The 21676-nt window shown below is 72.3% G+C and carries 16 protein-coding genes, 2 tRNA genes and 1 pseudogene; 14 read left to right on the plus strand and 5 right to left on the minus strand.

Annotation, left to right across the window (positions count from 1 at the left end; translation table 11 throughout):
* Window positions 1–50: 50 nt before the first annotated feature.
* From ACFC51_RS06410 to ACFC51_RS06430, 5 genes are all read left to right on the plus strand, one after another.
* Window positions 51–1190: an ROK family protein gene (locus ACFC51_RS06410; RefSeq protein WP_376527254.1), complete on the plus strand. Its 1140-nt coding sequence runs from the start codon at window positions 51–53 to the stop codon at window positions 1188–1190.
* Window positions 1191–1407: 217 nt separating this feature from the next.
* Window positions 1408–2313 (plus strand): hypothetical protein, encoded by a 906-nt coding sequence (locus ACFC51_RS06415; RefSeq protein WP_376367214.1) that lies wholly within the window; start codon window positions 1408–1410, stop codon window positions 2311–2313.
* Window positions 2314–2455: 142 nt separating this feature from the next.
* Complete coding sequence (locus tag ACFC51_RS06420) at window positions 2456–3250, plus strand: HAD-IIA family hydrolase (protein ID WP_329229234.1); 795 nt, start codon at window positions 2456–2458, stop codon at window positions 3248–3250.
* Window positions 3251–3316: 66 nt separating this feature from the next.
* Entirely contained in the window at window positions 3317–3877 is a 561-nt protein-coding gene (locus ACFC51_RS06425) for a hypothetical protein (RefSeq protein WP_376367212.1), read from the plus strand.
* Between the two features lies 1 nt (window position 3878).
* Complete coding sequence (locus tag ACFC51_RS06430) at window positions 3879–4577, plus strand: class F sortase (RefSeq protein WP_376367210.1); 699 nt, start codon at window positions 3879–3881, stop codon at window positions 4575–4577.
* A 471-nt stretch (window positions 4578–5048) separates the two neighbouring features.
* Here the strand turns inward: ACFC51_RS06430 and ACFC51_RS06435 are convergent, their stop codons facing one another.
* The 4 genes and pseudogenes from ACFC51_RS06435 to ACFC51_RS06450 all read right to left on the minus strand — a co-directional run bounded on the left by ACFC51_RS06435 (window position 5049) and on the right by ACFC51_RS06450 (window position 8002).
* Complete coding sequence (locus tag ACFC51_RS06435; protein WP_376527257.1) at window positions 5049–6245, minus strand: CU044_5270 family protein; 1197 nt, start codon at window positions 6243–6245, stop codon at window positions 5049–5051.
* Window positions 6242–6910 carry an RNA polymerase sigma factor gene (locus tag ACFC51_RS06440; protein ID WP_376527259.1) on the minus strand — a complete coding sequence of 223 codons (669 nt, stop codon included), beginning with the start codon at window positions 6908–6910 and terminating at the stop codon, window positions 6242–6244. Before ACFC51_RS06440 ends, ACFC51_RS06435 begins: the two co-directional genes overlap by 4 nt.
* 142 nt (window positions 6911–7052) lie before the next feature.
* Window positions 7053–7420 (minus strand): annotated as a pseudogene (locus ACFC51_RS06445) (glycosyl transferase); the annotation flags it as partial.
* A 508-nt stretch (window positions 7421–7928) separates the two neighbouring features.
* A tRNA-Lys gene (locus ACFC51_RS06450) sits at window positions 7929–8002 on the minus strand.
* Between the two features lie 169 nt (window positions 8003–8171).
* Between ACFC51_RS06450 and ACFC51_RS06455 the strand changes: the two genes are divergently transcribed.
* The 3 genes from ACFC51_RS06455 (at window position 8172) to ACFC51_RS06465 (ending at window position 12211) form a co-directional block, all read left to right on the plus strand.
* Window positions 8172–9458 carry a peptidoglycan-binding protein gene (locus tag ACFC51_RS06455; protein ID WP_376367204.1) on the plus strand — a complete coding sequence of 429 codons (1287 nt, stop codon included), beginning with the start codon at window positions 8172–8174 and terminating at the stop codon, window positions 9456–9458.
* Between the two features lie 37 nt (window positions 9459–9495).
* Complete coding sequence (locus ACFC51_RS06460; RefSeq protein ID WP_376528004.1) at window positions 9496–11463, plus strand: SPFH domain-containing protein; 1968 nt, start codon at window positions 9496–9498, stop codon at window positions 11461–11463.
* A gap of 157 nt (window positions 11464–11620) precedes the next feature.
* Entirely contained in the window at window positions 11621–12211 is a 591-nt protein-coding gene (locus ACFC51_RS06465; RefSeq protein ID WP_376367200.1) for a lytic polysaccharide monooxygenase, read from the plus strand.
* A 58-nt stretch (window positions 12212–12269) separates the two neighbouring features.
* Here the strand turns inward: ACFC51_RS06465 and ACFC51_RS06470 are convergent.
* Window positions 12270–12343: transfer RNA gene (locus tag ACFC51_RS06470), tRNA-Lys, on the minus strand.
* A 213-nt stretch (window positions 12344–12556) separates the two neighbouring features.
* On the opposite strand from ACFC51_RS06470, the gene ACFC51_RS06475 reads away from it, so the two are divergent.
* The 6 genes from ACFC51_RS06475 to ACFC51_RS06500 all read left to right on the plus strand — a co-directional run bounded on the left by ACFC51_RS06475 (window position 12557) and on the right by ACFC51_RS06500 (window position 21650).
* Window positions 12557–13567: a LacI family DNA-binding transcriptional regulator gene (locus ACFC51_RS06475; RefSeq protein WP_376527262.1), complete on the plus strand. Its 1011-nt coding sequence runs from the start codon at window positions 12557–12559 to the stop codon at window positions 13565–13567.
* 158 nt (window positions 13568–13725) lie between these two features.
* Window positions 13726–15099, plus strand: a complete 1374-nt coding sequence (locus tag ACFC51_RS06480; RefSeq protein WP_376367196.1) for an ABC transporter substrate-binding protein — start codon at window positions 13726–13728, stop codon at window positions 15097–15099.
* Between the two features lies 1 nt (window position 15100).
* Complete coding sequence (locus ACFC51_RS06485; RefSeq protein WP_376367194.1) at window positions 15101–16075, plus strand: carbohydrate ABC transporter permease; 975 nt, start codon at window positions 15101–15103, stop codon at window positions 16073–16075.
* A 15-nt stretch (window positions 16076–16090) separates the two neighbouring features.
* Entirely contained in the window at window positions 16091–16978 is an 888-nt protein-coding gene (locus ACFC51_RS06490) for a carbohydrate ABC transporter permease (RefSeq protein ID WP_376367192.1), read from the plus strand.
* Between the two features lie 30 nt (window positions 16979–17008).
* On the plus strand, window positions 17009–19957 hold the full coding sequence (locus tag ACFC51_RS06495; RefSeq protein ID WP_376527264.1) for a carbohydrate-binding protein: 2949 nt from the start codon (window positions 17009–17011) through the stop codon (window positions 19955–19957).
* A 49-nt stretch (window positions 19958–20006) separates the two neighbouring features.
* On the plus strand, window positions 20007–21650 hold the full coding sequence (locus ACFC51_RS06500; protein ID WP_376527266.1) for a glycoside hydrolase family 13 protein: 1644 nt from the start codon (window positions 20007–20009) through the stop codon (window positions 21648–21650).
* Window positions 21651–21676 lie beyond the last annotated feature (26 nt).

The following is a 21676-nucleotide window of genomic DNA, read 5'->3' on the forward strand; positions in this document are numbered from 1 at the left end:
CACTTAAGCAACGCTGTTGCCAAAGTGCAAGCGATGAGGACAATGGAGCGGTGAACAGGAGCAACAGTAGGAGCGGCGGGGCGAATCTTCCGGCTCTGCGCCACCACAACGCGTCGCTCGTCCTCGATCTGCTGCGGACCGCCGGTGAGCAGGGCATCAGCCGCCTGGAGCTCGCCGAGCGCACCGGACTCACGCCGCAGGCCGTCAGCAAGATCACCACTCGGCTCCGGGCGGAGGGCCTCGCCGCCGAAGCCGGCCGGCTCGCCTCCACCGGCGGCAAGCCCCGCACCGTGCTGCGCCTGGTCCCGGACGCCGGACACGCCGTCGGGCTCCACCTGGACCGCGACGAACTCACCGCCGTCCTCGCCGATCTCGCCGGCACCACGGTCGCGACCCGCACCTTCCCGCTCGACCTCGGAGCCCCGGCCGCCGAGGTCCTCGCCTCGGCAGCCCGCGCGGTGCGGACCGTACGCGCGGAGATCCCCCGGGCCCCCGGGACCGAGACCCGCCCGGTCTTCGGCGTGGGCGCGGCGCTGCCGGGCCCCCTCGACCACCGCAGCGGGGTGCTGCACCGGGTCACCGGCTTCCCCCAGTGGGACGGCTACCCGCTGCGCGACGCCCTCGCCGCGCACACCGGGCTCCCCGTCGTCCTCGACAAGGACACCAACGCCGCCGCCCTCGGCCTCGCGCTCCGCGAACGCGCCGACGCCGACTTCGCCTACCTCCACCTGGGCACCGGCCTCGGCGCCGGGCTCGTCCTCGGCGGGGCCCTGCACCGGGGGGTCCGCACCGGGGCCGGGGAGTTCGGCCACCAGACCCTCCAGCTGGACGGGCCCCCGTGCGACTGCGGCGGCCGCGGCTGCATCGAGGCGCTCTGCCTGGCCGCCGCCGCCCGCGGGGACGTCGCGGAGGCGGCCAGGGTGCTCGGGGCGGGCGCCGCCAACCTCGTCGGGCTGCTCGACATCGACCGGGTCGTCCTCGGCGGCCGTACCGTCGCCGCCCACGAGGACGTCTACGTCGACGGGGTCCGCGCCGTCATCGAGGAGCGCGCCCGGCGGGAGGGTGTCACCGCCGCCGTGCCCGTCGCCGTGGCGGGCGGCGGCGACCGGCCGGTCGCCGAGGGGGCGGCCCACCTGGTCCTCGCCCCGCTCTTCGGCCGGGCGGGCGAGGACGGCGGCGCGGGGGCCTGAGACCTCCGCGTGCGCCACGCCCTGAGCCGTTCGGGCGGATTCCGGCGCCCGAACGGGCGGAGTACGCCGCCCGCAGGTGGCGAGCGCCCGCGCGCGCGTGACAGCGTCGCGGACGGAAACGTATTGCCATGGCCGTACGTCCGGCCCGGGTGTGGCGGTGCCGCCGCCGGAGCCGGCCACCCGCCCCGGCCGTTCGCGAGCAGCGAAGGGTGATCCCATGTCCACCAGACCCCCCGCACGACTGCGCGACGGCCGTGCCCTGACCCGTCTCGGACTGGCCGCCGGACTGGTCGTCCCGGCCGGACTCCTCGGTGTCCCGGCGGCCATCGCCATCCCGGTCACCGCCCCCGCCGTCACCCCCGTCGTGGCGGGCGCGGCGAGCGGCACCGCCGGAACCGCGGCCGCCGGCCCGGACCTGCCGGCCTGCGGCGATCCGGACAGCGAGGACTTCCCCCTCACGACACGGATCCACGGCGGCCCCGACTCCTACGCCTCCGGCGGCGGCTACGGGACCTGGTACCTCGACCTCACCAACACCACCGCCGAACCGTGCCACTCCATCCACCCCGTCCTGGTCCTCACCGACGAGGACCGGACGCTGACCGCCGAACAGATCCAGCTGGAGTTCACCGAGCGGGCCCACCCGGACGAGGAACACCGCGTGAGCTGGGAGTCCACCGACCGCGACGAGCAGATCGGCGTCTTCGGCAGCGGCGAGCAGGGCGACGACTTCCCCGGCTTCACCGTCCCCGCGAAGAAGACCGTCACGGTCGAGGTGCGGATGGCGTTCACCTCCGACACCAGGCCCGGCAAGGTCACCGCCCGCGCCGCCATCGTCCAGCGGCACACCGCCCGGGACGAGGCCGAGCAGGCGGGCGCGGCCGCCGACGGGGACTGGGTGGGGGAATCGGCCGCGTACGAGTTCGTCATCGCCGAGAGCGGTATCGAGGCGCCCGAGGACACCGGGACCACGAGGGACGCGGAGGGCGACCCCGTGCCCGAACTCGCCCGCACCGGCCAGGCCGCCCGTGCGCGCTGGGCCGGCCTCGCCTCCGGAGCGCTCGTCCTCGCCGGTGCGGCCGCGATGATCCACGCCAGACGCCTGCGGGCCGGACACCGCTGACCCACCGCGGACGGTTCACCGTGATCAACCGGTTCCGTCCGGCGGAACGGGCAGCCTAAAATCGGGGCGTCGGCGCTGCACAACGCGGTGCCGCCGGCGTCCAGCACCCCGGTGCACAGCGCGTACGGCAGGAGCCCGTCCCATGGCAGAGCGCAAGCCGATCGAATCCTGGCTGACCGACATGGACGGAGTCCTCATCCACGAGGGCACGCCGATCCCCGGCGCCGACGCCTTCATCAAGCGGCTGCGGGACTCCGGACTGCCCTTCCTCGTCCTCACCAACAACTCCATCTACACCGCCCGTGACCTGCACGCGCGCCTCAAGCGCATGGGCCTGGACGTGCCCGTGGAGAACATCTGGACCTCCGCCCTGGCCACCGCCCAGTTCCTGGACGACCAGCGCCCCCGCGGCACGGCCTACGTCATCGGCGAGGCCGGTCTCACCACCGCGCTGCACGACATCGGCTACGTCCTCACCGACCACGAGCCGGACTACGTCGTCCTCGGGGAGACGCGTACGTACTCGTTCGAGGCGCTCACCAAGGCGATCCGGCTGATCAACGGCGGCTCCCGCTTCATCTGCACCAACCCGGACGAGACCGGTCCGTCCGCCGAGGGCCCGCTGCCCGCGACGGGTTCGGTGGCCGCGCTGATCACCAAGGCCACCGGCAAGGCCCCCTACTTCGCGGGCAAGCCCAACCCGCTCATGATGCGGACCGGGCTCAACGCCATCGGCGCCCACTCCGAGACCTCCGCCATGATCGGCGACCGGATGGACACCGATGTGCTCGCCGGACTCGAAGCGGGCATGCAGACCTTCCTCGTCCTCACCGGCCTGACCACCGAGGCCGACATGGACCGTTACCCCTTCCGGCCCTCCACGGTCGTCGAGTCGATCGCCGACCTCGTGGACCTGGTCGACCTGCCCGTGCCGTAACCCGACCGGGCTACAGCGGATGCGGGATGCGGCCCCACGCGTGAACCTTCCTTCAGGAGGTTTACGATGCGTTCACTGCCCCTCACGTTCTGTGCCGCACTGGTGGCCGGGACGATAGCCCTTCCCGCGTCCGCCGCTCTGGCCGAGTCGAAAGCCGACGACACCAGGGACGAGAAGCGTTCGGGAACGGTCTCGGTCAGCCCGTCCCGCGTCTCCCCCGGCGGGGAGGTGGAGCTCCGGGTCGACATCTGCGGCAGGGGGAAGTCGGCCCGGGGCAACTCCGAGGCGTTCGCTTCCGAAGCGCGCTTCGAGCCGGCCGGCGGCAAGGGCCTCGTCGCCGAGGCCCGGATCCGCTCCGACGCCGCGCCCGACGACTACGAGGTCTGGGTGACCTGCAAGGACGGCCACGGCAAGGCCACCGGCACGGTCACTGTCGTCCATCACAGCCGCCCCTCGCCCGTCGCCCCCGTCCGGGCCGGCGGCGGAGGCACCGCGGTGCTCGCCGAGGGAGCCGCCGACGAAGGCCCGGGGACCCGCCACGCCGTGATCGGCCTCGGACTCGGTGCCGTCGCGGCCGTCGCCGTCGCGTTCCGCAGCACACGACGCCGCCGTTCGGCGCAGCACTGACATGACCGCCACGGACCGTCCCGCCGGAACGGGACGACTGCTGACCGGGGTCGCGTGGGCCGTGCTCCTGCTGGGGCTGTGGCTGTGGGGCCGGGCCGCCACCGCCGGCAACTCCGCCCCGACGACCGGTGACGTCGCGGCGGTCGGCCGCCCCCTGGGCGTGCCGCTGCCCCCGGCTCACGACCCCCTCGACGGGGCGTCGCCGCAGCGGGTGGAGATCCCCTCCGTCGGGATCGACGCGACCGTCGTGCGGCGAGGGCTGGACGGGGAAGGGGCGATCGAGCCCCCGCCGTTCGAGACACCGAAAGCCGTCGGCTGGTACGCCGCGGGCACCGAGCCCGGCACGGAGGGGGCGGCGCTCTTCGTCGGCCACGTCGACACCGAGACGAAGCCCGCCGTGTTCTACGGGCTCAGTGCCGCCAGGCCGGGCGAGAAGGTCCGGGTGAGCCGGTCGGACGGGAAGACCGCCGAATTCACCATCGACGACGTCCAGGTCTTCACGCGGGAACGCTTCGACGCGCAGAAGGCGTACGGGCCGCGCAAGGACGGGCGGGCCGAGCTCCGCCTGATCACCTGCGGCGGCACGTACGACCACACGTCCCACGCGTACACGGCCAACGTCGTCGTCTCCGCCTATCTGACGGCGGAGAAGAACACGGAGAAGAGCACGGGGGAGGGCGGCGCGGAGAACCGCGTCTGACGTGCCCGACACGGGAAAACCTGGCCCGGCCGGCGCCCGCTCCCTCTGGGAGCCGCCGGCCGGGCCGGTTCCTCGACCGCGGTGACCGGGCCGCGGGAGTGGCCCGGTCACGACGCGGGAGGTCGGGTCGTTCGTGCTGATACGCCACTGTAGGCCGACAGGGCGTGGCACCCGGCGCGTTCTTGGCAGGATGTCCTGATCCGGGCGGGAGCGTCCGGGGACGGACCCGCCGTGCGACGATGGGTCCGACCGGCAGTGCGTCAGTACAAGGCGGAGCGGATGTACGGCAGTTGCACCGGGACGCGTGTGCGTGCCGCAGTCGGGACGGGCCTCGTCGGACGGCGACTGCAAGGGCGGGCCGATGGCCGGGGACTGGTGGCCGGAGTACGCGCTGGGGCTGGCCCGCGCCACGACGTGGGCGGGCCGGCCCCGGTGCGCTGCCGGGCACGCCCCGGCAGCGCACCGCCGGGATCAGGTCGTCGTCGACGGCCGCCCGTGCGAGGCGTTCCCGGTCGAGGTGCTCCCGCTCGACGGCTGCCCGTGCGAGGTGCTCCCGCTCGCCGCCTTCCCGCTCGCCGGCTTCCCGTTCGCGGGCTTCGCGCCTACCGGCTTCTCGCGGAGGGTGTCGACGACCGCCCGCTCCAGGACCGCCGATGCGTTGACCAGGGTGCCCTTGCCGCCCATCGAGGTGTCCCTGATGAGGTAGGTCCGTTCGCCCAGGTACCCCAGCGTGGCCGGGTCGAAGATCCAGGCGGTGCGCCATCCGGCCCGGGTGTCGTCGCGCGCCACGCCGATCCCGTGCCGGCCGGCCGCGTCCACCGCGTCGGGGTCCACGGTCACGCCAGGGATCTTCGCCGCGGCCTTGTAGAGGGCGGCCGCGGTCCTCGGCGGCATCAGGGTCTCGCGCAGCAGCTCACCGATGGTGTCGAAGGTGTCCTGGGCCCGGTTCCGCTCCTCGGCCGGGGTGTCGCGCGCGTCCTGGTCCCGGGTGATCTCGGTGGCGAGCCGCCTGAGCAGGACGTCGGGGTCGGTGGGCAGCGAGGCCAGCCACGTGTACGTCGGCCGGCTGAGGCCCGCCGGAAGGCCGACGGGGGTCTCGCCGTCCGGCACCCCGACCTCGATCGGGACGTACGCGCCGTCCTCGTGGATCAGGCCGACCTGGATCACGGGTCCTGCCGTCTGCGCCATCCAGACCTCACGTGCGCGGGGCTCCGTCAGTTCCACCGGGCCGCCGAAGACGCCCTCGTTCTGCGTATGCAGTGTCCTCACGTAGACGAACTGGTCCCCGGTGACGGTCTGTCCGCCACTCTCCTCGGCGACGGCGGCGATCCGGTCGAGCAGTACGGCCGCGCCGCGCGGGGCCGTCGCGTGGGAGCCGTTCCCCGCGACGGACGGGGCCGGAGCGCGGCCCTGGCCGGTCACGGCGAGCGTGGTCAGCAGCACCCCGCCCAGGGCGAGTCCGGCGGCGGGCAGCAGGACGGCGGGGCGCAGGAGGCGGCGGCGGGGCCGTGCGGTGGCGCGGTCGCCGTCCTGGTCGATCAGACGCATCAGGGTGTCCTTGTGGTGGAGATGGCGGCCCGGGGGCAGGTCCCGTTCGGCCGGGGCCGGCAACAGCTGCGCCAGCTCCTCGCGTTCGGCCCGGTCGGGGCCGGAGGTGCGGTCGTTCATCGGGCTTCCTCCTGGATGGGCAGGGCCACGAACGCGGCCCTGCTCTCTCCCTCTCCGCGGCGGGGACGGGGTTCCCGTCCGGACCTGGCTGCTCCTTCGGGGTGTGTGCCGGGCGCGGCCCCGTCCGGGGTCCGGCGCAGCTGCTCGTCGGTGAGCCGGCGCAGCCGTGCGCGGGCCCGGGACAGCCGTGACCGTACGGTGCCGACCGGGACGCCCAGGGCCTCGGCGGCCTCGGCGTAGTCCAGATCGGACCAGACGCAGAGGGCCAGCACCTCGCGGTCCTGGCGGCGGAGTCGGCCCAGCGCCTGCGGGATCGCGGCGAGCCGCCGTGTGTCGTCGACGCGTCCGGCCGTGGTGTCCGCGATGTCCGCCACGGGTTGCGGGGCGGGGTGGCGGGAGAGGAAGGCCAGGCGCCGTCCGGTACCGCGGTTCGCGTTGCGGGCCTTGTTCGTGGCGATCCCGAGCAGCCACGGCCGCAGCGAGTCCCCTTCCGGCTCGACGGCGTGACGGGTGCGCCAGGCGGCCAGGAAGGTCTCGGACAGCACCTCCTCGGCCGCCGACCAGTCACCCGTCAGCCGGTAGGCGTGGTTGTAGACCGCCCGCGCGTACTCCTCGTAGAGCGCGGCGAACGCCTCCCGGTCGCCCGCCCTGATCCGTGCGCGCATGCGCTCCCGCTCTCCTTGCTCATCACTTCTCACACCACCTTGCTCTCCGGCCCGGCCGGGAAGTTCCCGTGAGCCGCGCCACACCAGGGGGCGCGGGGACGGGCCGCCTCCTCGGTGACATGGCACGGCGCCTCACGGCGGCCGACACCAGCATCACGACGTCGAGGACGAGCAGGGTGTCGTTCCGGAGGTTCGGGTCGCGCTCGGTCCAGTGCTCGGGCTGCATCAGCCAGGCGAAGAGGCCCAGGGAGACGAGGGGTGCGGCGCCCAGCAGCAGGGCCGCGCGTATCCGGTGGGGCTCCTGCGAGAGCAGCGAGCGGTAGCGCACGGTGTACGGCCGGGCCGGGTCAGAGGCCCGGCCAGCCGGCTGTGGTGCTCGTAGTCGTAGCGGGGCGGCGCCGTGCCGGGCTGCCGTCCCGGTCTCGCGGCGCGCGACTGCGGAGGCAGCCGCAGCCGGATGGTGTGGGCAGGGTCGTGGTGCTGCCGGTCGCCTGACGGCGTCGACGTCATGGTCGTGGGGGGGGGGGGGGGGGGGGCGGCGGGGGGGGGGGGGGGGGGGGGGGGGGCGGGGGGGGGGGGGGGGGGGGGGCGCGGTGGGGGCGGGCGGCGGGGGGGGCGGCCGCCGCCGGCGGGTGGGGGGGGGGGGGGGGGGGGGCGGCGGCCCGCCCGGGGCGGGCCCGTCCGGGGGGGCGCCCCCCCCCCCCCCCCCCCGCACGCAGGTAGCCCTGCGTGATGTCCCGCTGTCCGTACCCGAGCGGCCCCCGCCCCGGGAGGAGGCCGCTCGTCGTCCCCCGGCACCGGGGTATCCGCGGATCCCCCGGACGGCGCCAGGTCAGATTGTCCGGTGAGCGACGCGAACGCAAGGGCGAAACAGGCGGTTCACCAGCCATATATGCGATGTGAGGGATTGCCGCGAGGAGGCGCGCGTAGGTGACGAAAGGCGCCCTGGCGGCGCTTGCGCCCCGGGCGGACACGAACAAGGCCCCCTCACGCTCGGTGAGGGGGCCTTGCTGGTGCGTGCGCCGTCAGGGACTCGAACCCCGGACCCGCTGATTAAGAGTCAGCTGCTCTAACCAACTGAGCTAACGGCGCCTGCTGACCTGGAGAACATTACCCGATCCGCGGGGGTGCTCCTGACCAATTCCTTTCCGCCCCGGCCTGTCGGATGGTCGTTTTTTCCCTTTAGTCCGTCACCATGAGATATGCCCGGAAAGTTGAGATGCGGAAGATCTGGACGAGTGCCGAGAGGAAGAGGAGGCGCATGACTGTGCCGGTCTTCGAGGAGTACGAACCCGACGCCGACTGCAGCTGCCCGGGCTGCGCCCAGCGGCGTCGTACGGCCGCCGCGCTGCCCGTGCGCCACGGCGGTCACCCGGCCGCGCACGGCGCGCGAAGGGCGCTGGTGCTGGTCACCGCGGCCGGCGTGGTCCTGTCCTGCGGAGCGGCCCAGGCGGCCGCCACCGCCGCGGGCCGGACCACCCGGGCCGGGACGGAGGCCGACCCCCAGCCCGTCACCCCGCAGGGCGCGGTCGGGCCGCTGACCAGCGACGGAGCCTCAGGGGCGCCCTCCGCTCCGGGCACGGCCCAGCGGACGACGACCCGGACCGAGATCATCAACCGCGCCAAGAAGTGGGTGTCGGCGAAGGTCCCGTACGACATGGCGGCGTACTGGTCGGACGGCTACCGGCAGGACTGCTCCGGCTTCGTGTCGATGGTGTGGGACCTCGGCAGCAACGAATGGACCGGCAGCCTCAGCACCTTCGGTACGAAGATCGCCCGGGCGGACCTCCAGCCCGGCGACATCCTCCTCTTCCACAACCTGGCCGACCCCGCGGTGGGATCGCACGTCACGGTCTTCGGCGGCTGGACCGACCACACGCACAGCCACTACCTGGCGTACGAGCAGACCCGCCCGAACGCCCGCGCGGCGACGACGCCCATGGCGTACTGGAGCAACTCCTCGAAGTACGTGGCCTACCGCTACAAGGGCATCGTCAGCGGCACCGGCGGCAGCGGCTCGGCGACGGCGTTCCCGGGGGCGGCCGAGTTCGGCGCGGGCGCGGACAACGCACACGTGACCAGGCTCGGGACGATGCTCATCGCCCAGGGCGGCAAGCGCTTCTACACCCAGGGCGCGGGGCCTCGCTGGAGCGACGCGGACAAGCGGGCGACCCAGGCGTTCCAGCTGGCACAGGGCTGGAAGGGCGCGGAGGCCGACGGCGTCCCCGGCCCGCACACCTGGCGCCTGCTGGTCAGCGGCACCGGCCGCAGGATCCCCGCCGCCGGAACGGGCGGCAGCCCGGGCGGGACGGCGGCGTACCCGGGGCGGAGCTCCTTCCGGCCCGGACAGACCGGCAGCCACATCCAGCAGCTCGGCGCCCAGCTGGTGAGGAAGGGATACGGCGCGCACTACGTGACGGGCCCCGGCCCGCGCTGGACGGAGGCGGACCGCCGCAACGTCGAGGCCTTCCAGCGCGCCCAGGGGTGGACCGGGAGCGCGGCGGACGGATACCCGGGGCCGGAGACATGGCGCCGGCTCTTCGCGTGACGGCTGAAGCAACGGAACGGACATGACGGAGGCGGGAATGCGGTCGACGGAGAACGTACGGGGCGAGTGGGACGAGCTCGGCGAGCGGGACACGCGGGTGATCGTGCCCGGGCCGGGGCCGGGGGACGGGCAGGACGAGCGGCTGACGGAGGTGCTGCCGGTGACGGACGCGACGCGTACGGCGGATGCCCGCGAGACCGGGGTGCCGGGGCCGGGCAGTGAGCCGGACCCGGCACCGGCGGAGGAACGGCCTGCCCGGCCTGGGACGGAACGTCCCGCCCGGCCTGGGGAGGACGCGGCTGCTCCGGCGGACGCCGATCCCGGGGCGGCGGCGCCCGCGGTGACCGGCACGCCCGCCGGGGCGGCGGCGCCCGCGGTGGTCGTCGTGCCCGTCGAGGCGCACGGCCCTTCCGGGGCCGACGGCCCCTCCCCGGCGGACGGCCTCAGGGTGAACGGCCTCCGGGTGGAAGGTCTCCCGGTGGACGGCTCCCCGGTGGACGGCCTCCCGGTGGACGACGACGAGATCCCCGCCGACCTGGGACCCGCCCTCGACGCGGTGGCAGTGGTGGGCCGCACCCCCGCCCCCGCCGGAATCCCCGTCGATCTGGACCTGGAGCTGGAACTGCAGCTGGACCCGGAGCCGCCGCAGGGGCCGGAGTTCGACCCGGAGCCCACGGCCGACTGGGAGCTGCCGGGTCCGGTGCCGGCCCCCGCCTGGGGCGCCCGCCCGTACGCGGGGGAGGAGAAGGAGGGGGCGGCCCCGTCGGAGCCGAAGGCCGGGCCGCCGGAACTCCGGAAGCCGCTGCCCGGCGGGACCGGCGTGCCTGCCGGGGGTGAGCGCGCCCCGGTGACGCTGACCGTCGGTGCCGCGGACCCGGTCGCCTGGTGGGGGGCCGGACGCAGGCAGCCCGTCATCGCCACCGAGACCACCGCGCCCATCCCCGTGCACCTGCTCTTCCGTGACGAGGGCCACGACGCCGGGCAGGGCGGTACGGGCCGCACCGCCGAGGTTACCGGCGCCGCGCGGCGGTCCGGTGAGCGGCGCCCGCCCCTCCAGCGTTCCGCCCAGGTCCCGGCGCCCGGCCGGACCGCGCCGCTCGCCGACCCCCGGCTCACCGAACGGCCGGGACCCGCGCTGCCCGGCTGGGCCGCGCTGCTCACCGCTGCGGCGGGGGTGTCCGCAGGGCTCGCCGTGCTGTGGTGGCAGGGCGCGGTGCCCGTCACGCTCGCCGGCCGGCTCGGGCTCGCGCACCGCCCGTACGACGGGCTCGGGAGCGGAGCCTGGGCGCTGCTCTCGCTCCTGGCGGCCGTGGCGCTGTTCGCGCTCTGCGGTCTCGGCCGCGGACGGGCCGGACACGCCTCGGTGCTGACCCTTTTCGGTGACTACCGGGGCAGCGTCCGGCGCACCGGTCTCCTCTGGATCTCCCCGCTGCTGCTGCGCCGTCGGGTCGACGTACGCCTGCGGCACTGGCGCAGTGAGCCGCTGCCGGCCGTGGACGCGAGCGGTACCGCTCTGCGGGCGGTCGTCCTCGTCGTGTGGCGCGTGAGGGACACCGCCCGGGCCGTGTTCGGGGTCGCGGACCACGAGCACTACCTGAGCGACCAGGTGGAGGCGGCGCTGGCGCGCGTGCTCTCGCAGCTTCCCGCCGACGCCTTCCACGAGGACACCCGCACCCTGCGCGACGCCGAGGCGGTGGGCGACGCCCTGACCAGGATGCTGGCGGCGGAGTGCGCGCCCGTGGGCATCGAGGTGTACTCGGCGCAGCCGACGGGGATCGAGTACGCCCCCGAGGTGGCGGCGGCGATGCAGCGCTGCCGGGTCGCCGCCATCGACGCCAAGCACCGGGACGGGGTGCTGACGTCCGTGGTCGACGCGGTGGACGACACCGTCGGCAGGCTCACCGCGCGCGGCATCGTCGAGCTGGACGCCTACGAACACAAGGCGCTGGTCCGGGATCTGACGGTGGCTTTCTACACGGGTCGCAGCGGTGGAGAGGGAGCCTGATCGCTCCGCACGACAGCGGCAGCGTGTTGGAACCGGAATCACATTGGTCTGGACATGTTCATGGCGCGTCAATAATCTGGACTTGGTCTAGACCGCACCAACAATGCGCAAAGCAGTGCCCCGGAACATCCCCCACGTTCTTGAGGAGCGACACAGCATGCGGAAAAGGGCAAGCGCGGCCGTCATCGGCCTGGCGATAGCGGGCGTCTCCATGTTCGCGACGAGCGGTGCCAGCAGCCACGGCTACACGGACTCACCCATCAGCCGGCAGAAGCTCTGCGCCAACGGCACCGTCACCGGCTGCGGCAACATCCAGTGGGAGCCGCAGAGCGTCGAGGGCCCCAAGGGCTTCCCGGCGGCAGGGCCGGCCGACGGCAAGATCTGTTCCGGCGGGAACAGCCAGTTCGCCCAGCTCGACGACCCGCGCGGTGGCGGCTGGCCCGCCACGAAGGTCACGGCGGGGCAGGGCTACAGCTTCCGCTGGCAGTTCACCGCGCGCCACTCCACGAGTGACTTCCGGTACTACATCACCAAGAACGGCTGGGACTCCACGAAGCCGCTCACCAGGGCCGCCCTGGAGTCGCAGCCCTTCATGACCGTGCCGTACGGGAACCAGCAGCCCCCGGCGACGCTGACCCACCAGGGCACGATCCCCACCCAGAAGACGGGCAAGCACATCATCCTGGCCGTCTGGAACGTCGCGGACACCACCAACGCGTTCTACGCGTGCTCCGACGTGCAGTTCTGATACAGCGCAACGCACAGTGGGCGGTCTCCTCGGAGGGAGACCGCCCACTGTCGTGTCGTGCGCCGTCAGGGACTCGAACCCCGGACCCGCTGATTAAGAGTCAGCTGCTCTAACCAACTGAGCTAACGGCGCCTGCTGACTCGAAAATAATACCTGCTCCTCAGGGGTGCTGGTGACACGTGCCCGGCCGCCCCCGCGTGACCCTCCCCACGCTCCGGACCCGTGCCGGTCCCACGCTGCTTCCGCGGCCGCTTCCACGGCCCGTCCGGGACCGCTCCACAGGAAAAGTCATTTTCTTTCGTAAGTGATCTTCATTTTTGCGTAGCTCTTTGTAGGGTGAGCTCCGTGACGAAACGACGACTCTCCCAGGTGGCCGAGTACGCGGGTGTCAGCGAGGCGACGGTCAGCCGTGTCCTCAACGGCAGCCCCGATGTGGCGGGCACGACCCGCGAAGCGGTGCTGAGTGCGCTGGACGTGTGCGGGATCGAGCGGCCGAGCCGCTACCGGGCCGAGCGGGCCGCGCTCATCGGCCTGGTCGTGCCCGACCTGCAGAACCCGATCTTCTCCGCCTTCGCCGAGGCGTTGTGCGGACTGCTCAACAAGCGGGGGCTCATACCCGTGCTCTGCACCAGGACGGCCGACGGCGTCTCCGAGGCGCACTACATCGAGATGCTGCTGCGGCAGAACATCGGCGGCATCGTCTTCATCGGTGCCAGCTACGCCGACGCCGGCCCCGAGCACGGCCGTGCGCTGCGGGAACGCAGAATCCCGATGGTGCTGCTCAACGCGGCCGACGAGAACACGGGCGTCCCCCAGGTCAGGGTGGACGACGCGCTCGCCGCCGACCAGGCGCTGTCGCACCTGTGGGCCCTGGGGCACGAGCGGATCGGTGTGATCCTCGGTCCGGTGGGGCACGTGCCCTCGGCCCGGAAGCTCGCCGGGTTCGCCGCCTTCTGTGCGCGCCGGGGCATCCCGGCGGACGACTGGCGGCGGCTGGTCGCGCACGCCCTGTTCACCATGGAGGGCGGCGCCACCGCCCTGCCCCGGCTGCTGGCCGAAGGGGTCACCGGAATCGTTTGCGCCAGCGACGCCCTGGCGCTCGGGGCGGTCCGGGGCGCCCGCCGCCAAGGGGTCTCCGTGCCGCACGACCTCTCGGTGGTCGGCTTCGACGACTCGCCGTTCATGGTGGCCACCGACCCGCCGCTGACCACGGCGCGACAGCCGATCCACGCGATGGCCTCCGCGGTCGTGGCCTCCCTGATGGCGCAGATCGACGGTCATGCGGGAGCAAACGAGCTGATGATGTTCGACACCGAGCTGATCGTCCGGGGGTCCACCGCAGCCCGGCCCCACTGAGCGGTCCGGGGGTCTTCCAGGTTTCTTGCACAAGCCGCTGAGATTACTTTCTTGCGTAGATGCATTGACTTCTTGCGTAACCGGCTTCTACCTTCGGCGCAGCTCAGTGCTCGGGGTCCGACAACCCCGCAGCGGACCCCCAGGAAGGCACGATCCCCATGGTTGGCATGCCCGGCATCAGCAGACGTCAGCTTCTCGGCTCGGCGACGGCCGTCGCCCTCTCCGTCGCCCTCACGGCCTGCGGCGGCTCCGGATCCTCGCCGTCCGGCGTGGACAAGAACGGCGTGGTCACGATCAGCGTGAACGGCATGCCCGCCAAGACGCAGGCCGTCGACCGCAAGAACTTCATGGAGGACGTCCGGGCCTTCGAGAAGAGCCACCCGAAGATCAAGATCGACGCCCGTGAGGGCCAGATGGACCCGAAGACCTTCGCGGCCAAGCTCGCGGGCGGCCAGCTGGAGGACGTGTACTACGTCTACTTCACCGATCCGGCCGGACTGATCCAGCGCCGTCAGGCGGCCGACATCAGCGACTACGTCGGCGACGTGCCCTACTTCGAGGACATCGACCCGGCGCTGATGAAGGTCTTCAAGGACGCCGAGGGCAAGACGTACGGCCTGCCCACCGGCAACTACTCGATGGGCCTGCTCTACAACCGCGAGCTGTTCACCGAGGCCGGGCTCGACCCCGACAAGCCGCCGGCCACCTGGGAGGAGGTCCGCACCGCCGCGAAGAAGATCAGTGCGCTCGGTGACGGCACGGTCGGATACGCCGACTACAGCAAGAACAACCAGGGCGGCTGGCACCTCACCTCGTGGATCTACTCCATGGGCGGGGAGGTGGCCACGAAGCAGGACGGCCGCTGGAAGGCCGCCTTCGACAGCGAGGCGGGCCACAAGGCGCTCAACGCCCTGCACGACATGCGCTGGACGGACAAGAGCATGGGCACCCGCCAGCTCCTGGAGATAGCCGACGTCCAGAAGATGATGGGCTCCGGCAAGCTGGGGATGTACATGGCGGGTCCCGACAACATCCCCACCATCGTCAAGCAGTTCGAGCGCGAGTACGAGGAGTACGGCCTCGCCGCACTGCCCGGCACCGCGACCCTCGGTGGCGGCGACGGCTTCATGTTCAACCCGAAGGCCTCGCCGGAGAAGATCAAGGCCGGGCTGCAGTGGGTCCAGTGGAAGTACCTGCGGAGCCCCGAGCGCGAGAAGGTCGACAGCAAGCGGTCCAAGGAGACGGGTGTGCCGATCGGGCTGCCGCAGCCCCGTCTGCTCGCCGGTGAGGCGCAGGCGGAGATCGACAGGATCCACGAGCAGTACGCCAACACCCCGGTGAAGAACTACCAGCCGTTCATCGAGCGCAACGCGCAGGTGGAGACCAAGGTCGAGCCGCCCAACGCCCAGCAGCTCTACACCGTCCTCGACGGCGTCATGCAGGCCGTGCTCACCAAGGAGGACGCCGACATCGACGCGCTCCTGGCCGAGGCGGCCAAGAAGGCCGACACCATCCTCGCCTCGGTGAAGTGACGTGACGATGTCCCTCCAGCCGCTCTCCACCGCAGCGGAGAAGGCCACCGACGACAGCTCCCCGTCCGGGCCGGCACCCCGGACCGGGGCGCCGGCCGCGCCGTCCCGGCTGCGCCGGACAGTGCGGGAGAACCTGGTCGCCTACCTCTTCCTCGCCGCGGGAGTGCTCTGCTTCGCACTCTTCTCCTGGTACCCGATCGTGCGCGGGATCCTGCTCGGCTTCCAGCAGGTCACCTTCGCCGAACCCGCGCGGTGGGTGGGCCTGGACAACTTCCGGCGGCTGGTGGACGACCCGCTGTTCCTGACCGCCTGGCAGAACACCGGCTACTTCACCCTGCTCGCCCTCCTGTTCGGCTTCGCCGCCCCGTTCGCCACCGCCGTCGTCCTGAACGAACTGCGGCACGGGCGCTCGTACCTCCGCATGACCGTCTACCTCCCGGTCATGCTGCCGCCGATCGTCACCATGCTGCTCTGGCGCCAGTTCTACGACCCCGGGCCCGGCCTGTTCAACAACGCGCTGGAGGTCCTCCAGCTGCCGGCCCAGCAGTGGCTGGAGTCGGAGAACCTCGCCATGGTGTCCCTGGTCCTCGTCTCCACCTGGGCCAACATGGGCACGACCACCCTGATCTACCTGGCGGCTCTCGGCGGCATCCCCGGCGAGCTCTACGAGGCGGCGGAGCTCGACGGTGCGTCGATCCGGCAGCGGCTGTGGCACGTCACGATCCCGCAGATGCGCTTCATCCTGATGATCACCCTGCTGCTGCAGGTCATCGGGACGATGCAGGTCTTCGTGGAGCCGTTCGTCCTCACCGGCGGCGGCCCCGACGACGCCACCGTCACCGTGCTCCTGCTCCTGTACCGCTACGCCTTCGTCTACAACGACTTCGGCCTGGCCAGCGCCATGAGCACCCTGCTCTTCGTGGTGCTCGGCCTCTTCTCCGTCGTCTATCTGCGCCTGACCCGCAGCAAGGGCTGAGAGGAACCCGTCGCCATGGCCGCCGAAACCCCCGTACGCACCCTGATCGCGCCCGCCGAGATGAACCGGCGCACCGGCCGCTTCCTCCACCGCTTCGTGCTCGTCGCCACCCTGACCGGCTTCACGATCGCCTTCGTCTTCCCGCTGTACTGGATGACGACGGGAGCGGTGAAGTCGTCGTCCGAGCTCGCCGACCCGAACCCCGGCCTCCTCCCCGAGAGCTGGCACCCCGAGAGCTACACGGACGCCTGGACCAACGTCGGACTCGGCCACTTCTTCCTCAACACGCTGGTGCTGGCCCTCGGTGCCTGGCTGACCCAGCTGCTGGTCGACGTGTCCGCCGCCTACGCCCTGTCCAAGCTGCGGCCCCTGCTCGGCAACGTCGTCCTCGGCATGATGCTGGCGACCCTGATGCTCCCGGTGTCGGCGCTGCTCGTCCCGACGTACCTGACGGTGGTCGACGTGCCGCTGTTCCACGTCAACCTCATCAACACGCCGTTCGCGGTCTGGCTGCCCGCCGCCGCCAACGCCTTCAACATCTTCATCCTCAAGCGCTTCTTCGACCAGATCCCCGCCGAGCTCCTGGACTCCGCACGGATCGACGGGGCGGGCACGCTCCGGGTCCTGGTCTCGGTGGTCCTGCCGCTCTCCCGGCCGGTGCTCGCCGTGGTCTCGATCTTCGCCGTCGTGGGGGTCTGGAAGGACTTCCTCTGGCCGATGCTCGTCCTCCCCGACGAGGCGAAGCAGCCCATCACCGTCGCGCTCAACCGGCTCTCGGAGTTCATGCCGGCCAATCAGCTGCTGGCCGGGATGGTCATGGCGAGCATCCCCCTGCTCGTCCTCTTCCTGATCTTCCAGCGCCACATCATCGCGGGTCTCACCGCGGGCAGCCTCAAGGGCTGACCCCGCCCCCCACAGGAAGGACACACAGACGTGTCTCCTGCACCAAGAAAGCGCTCCCGAGCCGCCGCGCGGTTCACCTACCCCGTCCTTCTGTCCCTGCTCGGCACCGTCCTGTACGCGACGGCGCCGGCCCAGGCGGCGGCCGTCACGCTGGAAGCCGAGTCGGCCCGGCTGTCGGGCGGCGCCGCCGTCTCCACCGACCACGGCGGCTACACCGGAACCGGCTTCGTCGGAGGGTTCACCGACGCCAACAAGGGCGCCGCCTCGGTGTCCTTCGGCGTGACGGCGGAAGCGGCCGGCAACGGGACCGTGACCCTGCGGTACGCGAACGGGACCGGCGCGACCATGACGCTGAGCCTGTACGTGAACGGGGCGAAGGTCCGCCAGGTGAGCCTCCCGGCCACCGCGAACTGGGACACCTGGGCCACACGCCAGGAGTCGGTGACGTACGCGAAGGGCGCCAACACCGTCGCCTGGACGTTCACCACCGCCGACAGCGGCAACGTCAACATCGACAACGCCACCGCGGCGACCTCCACCGGCGGCACGGGAACACCGACGCCCTCCGGCGCCCTCGAAGCCGAGTCCGCCCAGCTGTCCGGCGGAGCCGTCGCGGGTTCCGACCACACCGGCTGGACGGGCACGGGCTTCGTCGGAGGCTTCACCGACGCCAACAAGGGCTCCGCCTCCGCCTCCTTCGGCGTGAACTCCGCCGAGGCCGGAGCCGGTGCGGTCACCCTGCGGTACGCGAACGGGACCGGCGCGACCATGACGCTGAGCCTGTACGTGAACGGGGCCAAGGTCCGCCAGGTGAGCCTCCCGGCCACCGCGAACTGGGACACCTGGGCCACCGTCCAGGAGTCGGTGACGTACGCGAAGGGCGCCAACACCGTCGCCTGGACGTTCACCACCGCCGACAGCGGCAACGTCAACATCGACAGCATCACCCCGGCCACCCCCACCGAGCCCACCGACCCGGGCGGCCCCGCCACCCTGACCCACCAGGCCGAGGACGCCTTCGTCTCCGGGGGGCCGGCACGCGCCACCGCCGCCACCGGCTACGAAGGAAGCGCCTACCTCTCCGGCTTCACCACCACGGGCGCCCGTGCCGTGTTCGCGGTCGCCGCCCCGAGCGCGGCCACCTACCCGGTGACCGTCCGCTACCGCACCCCCGACACCGCGGCCTCCACCGTCACCCTGCTCGCCAACGGCACCACCGTCCGCCGGCTCACCCTCCCGGGCACCGGCGGCGCCTGGAAGAGCGCCTCCACCGACGCCCCGCTGCGGGCCGCGCTCAACCACGTCACCCTGCGCACCGCCTCCGGGGACAACGGCACCCTCCAGCTCGACGGCATCGGCGTCAGCGGCTCCACACCCGGCAGCACCCGCGGTGCCACCCTGCCGTACACCACGTACGAGGCGGAGAGCGGCAGCACCAACGCCGGTTCCGTCGGGCCCGACCGCACCTATCTCACCGTCCCGTCCGAGGCGTCGGGCCGCAAGGCCGTCGTCCTGGACGCCACCGGCGAGTACGTGCAGTTCACGCTGACCAAGCCGGCGAACGCCCTGACCCTGCGCTACTCCGTCCCGGACAACGCGGCGGGCACCGGCATCGACTCCACGCTCAGCGTCTACGCCGACGGCACCCAGCTCCGCGACCTCGCCGTCAGTTCCAAGTACAGCTGGGTGTACGGCGGCTACCCGTACACCAACGACCCCTCCCAGGGATCGGGCCACCACTTCTTCGACGAGACCCGCACCCTGCTGACCGGGACGCTCCCGGCGGGCACCGTGCTGAAGTTCCAGAAGGACGCCGCCGACACCGCCGCCTCCTACACGCTGGACCTCGTCGAGACGGAGGCCGTTCCCGCCGCGCTGACCATGCCGTCCACCGGCTTCGTCTCCGCGACCACCCTCGGCGTCACCCCGAACGACGCCGGCGACGACACGAGTGCGCTCAACTCGGCCATCAGCACCGCCACGTCACAGGGCAAGGGCCTCTGGCTGCCCACCGGCACGTACGACATCTCCGGGCACGTCGACCTCGCCGGAGCCGACGTGCGCGGCGCCGGCCAGTGGTACACCGTGCTGCGCGGCAAGAACGGCAAGGGCGGGCTCTTCGGGCGCGGCGGCACCAGCAACGTCCAGGACCTCATGATCGCCGGGGACGTCTCCTACCGTGACGACGCCAACTTCGACGCCGCGATCGAGGGCGACTTCGGCAACGGCTCCACCCTGACGAACCTCTGGATCGAGCACACCAAGGTCGGCCTCTGGATCGACGCCCCGACCACCGGGCTCTACGCCTCCGGGCTCCGCATCCGCGACACCTTCGCCGACGGCGTCAACCTCCACAAGGGCACGAAGACCACCGAGGTCTCCCACAGCAGCGTCCGCAACACCGGTGACGACGGGCTCGCGATGTTCTCCGAGGCCCAGGCGGTCACGGACAGCGTGTTCCGCTTCAACACGGTGCAGCTCCCGCTGCTCGCCAACACCGTCGGCATCTACGGCGGTCACGGCAACCGGGTCGAGGACAACCTCCTCGCCGACACGGTCACCGGCTCGTCCGGCATCGCGATCAGCAGCCGCTTCGCGCCGGTGCCCTTCAGCGGCACGACGTCCGTGCAGCGCAACACCCTGACCCGCACCGGCGGTTACGAGCCCAACTGGCAGAGCAAGCTCGGCGCCCTGTGGATCTACGCCGACTCCTCCGACATCACCGCACCCGTCCTCGTCAAGGACAACGAGATCCTCGACAGCACCTACAGCGGGCTGCTCGTGTCCTGGCAGAAGAACGTCAGCGCGCTCACCGTCGACGGACTGAAGATCGACAAGGCCGGTTCGTACGGCATCGAGATCAATTCCGCGGGGGCCGGGACCTTCTCCCGCGTGACCGTGGGCGGAGCGGCCGCCGGCGGTCTCTCCGCTGCGGGTGGCTTCACGATCACCCGGGGCGCAGGCAACACCGGCTGGTAGCCCGAAACCGGTGCGGGCCCGCCCCTGACCTGCGGGCCCGCACCACCCCATGTATACCGAGCAAGGAGTCTCAGTGACCACCCACTGGTGGCGGCACGCCGCGATCTACCAGATCTACGTACGCAGCTTCGCGGACGGCGACGGGGACGGCACCGGCGATCTCGCCGGGGTCCGCAGCCGTCTCCCGTACCTGCGCGAGCTCGGCGTCGACGCCCTGTGGTTCAACCCCTGGTACACCTCGCCGATGGCCGACGGCGGCTACGACGTGGCGGACTACCGCGACATCGACCCGCTCTTCGGGACCCTCGCCGAGGCCGAGCTGCTCATCGGCGAGGCCCATGAACACGGGCTGCGCGTCCTGATCGACCTGGTGCCGAACCACTGCTCCGACCAGCACGACTGGTTCCGTGAGGCGCTCGCCGCCGGTCCCGGATCCCCGGAGCGGGAACGCTTCTGGTTCGTCCCCGGCCGGGGACCGGGCGGTGAGCTGCCGCCCAACGACTGGACCTCGTACTTCGGCGGCAGCGCCTGGACCCGGGTGACGGAGGCGGACGGCACCGCAGGGCCCTGGTACCTCCACATGTTCGCGCCCGAGCAGCCCGACCTGAACTGGGAACACCCGGAGGTGCGCGCCGAGTTCGAGGACATCCTGCGCTTCTGGCTGGACCGGGGCGTGGACGGTTTCCGCATCGACGTCGCCCACGGCCTGGCGAAGAAGCCCGGCCTGCCCGACGTCGGCCCGGACCCGGACATCACCGACCTGCCCTACCAGGACTGCGACGCCGTCCACGACATCTACCGGTCCTGGCGCAAGATCCTCGACACCTACGACGGTGACCGCACGTTCGTCGGGGAGGTCTGGCTGCCGACACCCGAGCAGTCCGCCCGCTATCTGCGCCCCGACGAGCTGCATTCGGCGTTCAACTTCGACTTCCTGTGCTGCGCGTGGGACGCGGACGTCCTGCGCCGGGTCGTCGAGGAGACCTTCGCCGGGCACGCGCCGGTGGGGGCGCCGCCCACCTGGGTCCTGTCCAACCACGACACGATCCGCCACGTCACCCGGTACGGCCGCGAGGACACGTCGTTCGACATGGGCGACAAGCGGCTGCTCGACCCGAGCGACCCCGTGCTCGGCCGCCGCCGGGCGCGGGCGGCGGCCCTGCTGACGCTGTCGCTGCCGGGCGGGGTGTACGTGTACCAGGGCGACGAGCTGGGACTGCCGGAGGTGCAGGACCTGCCCGACGCGCTGATCCAGGACCCCACCTTCGTACGGTCGGGCGGAGCGGACCGGGGGCGCGACGGATGCCGGGTGCCGCTGCCGTGGAACGGGTCGGGTGCCTCGCTCGGCTTCTCGCCGGAGCCGGCGACCGCCTCCCCCTGGCTCCCGCAGCCCGCGGACTGGGCCGCGCTGAGCGTCGCCGCACAGGAGTCGGACCCTGACTCCTTCCTCAGCCTCTACCGGGCCGCGCTCGCCCTGCGCCGTGAGCGTCTGGCCGTCCTGCCGGAGTCGCTGACCTGGGTCGACGCGGGTCCGGGAACGGTGTGCTTCGACCGGGACGGCGGCTTCCGCTGCGTGGTGAACGCCTCGGAGTCCGCCGTGGCGCTGCCGGAGGGCGCGGAGGTCCTGATCGCCAGCGGCCCGCTCACGGACGGGGAGCTGCCCCCGGACACGGCGGTCTGGCTCTCGCTGTAGGGACCTCGCCCCGCACGAAGTCCCCG

The sequence above is a fragment of the Streptomyces sp. NPDC055962 genome (assembly GCF_042270185.1).
GTDB lineage: Bacteria > Actinomycetota > Actinomycetes > Streptomycetales > Streptomycetaceae > Streptomyces.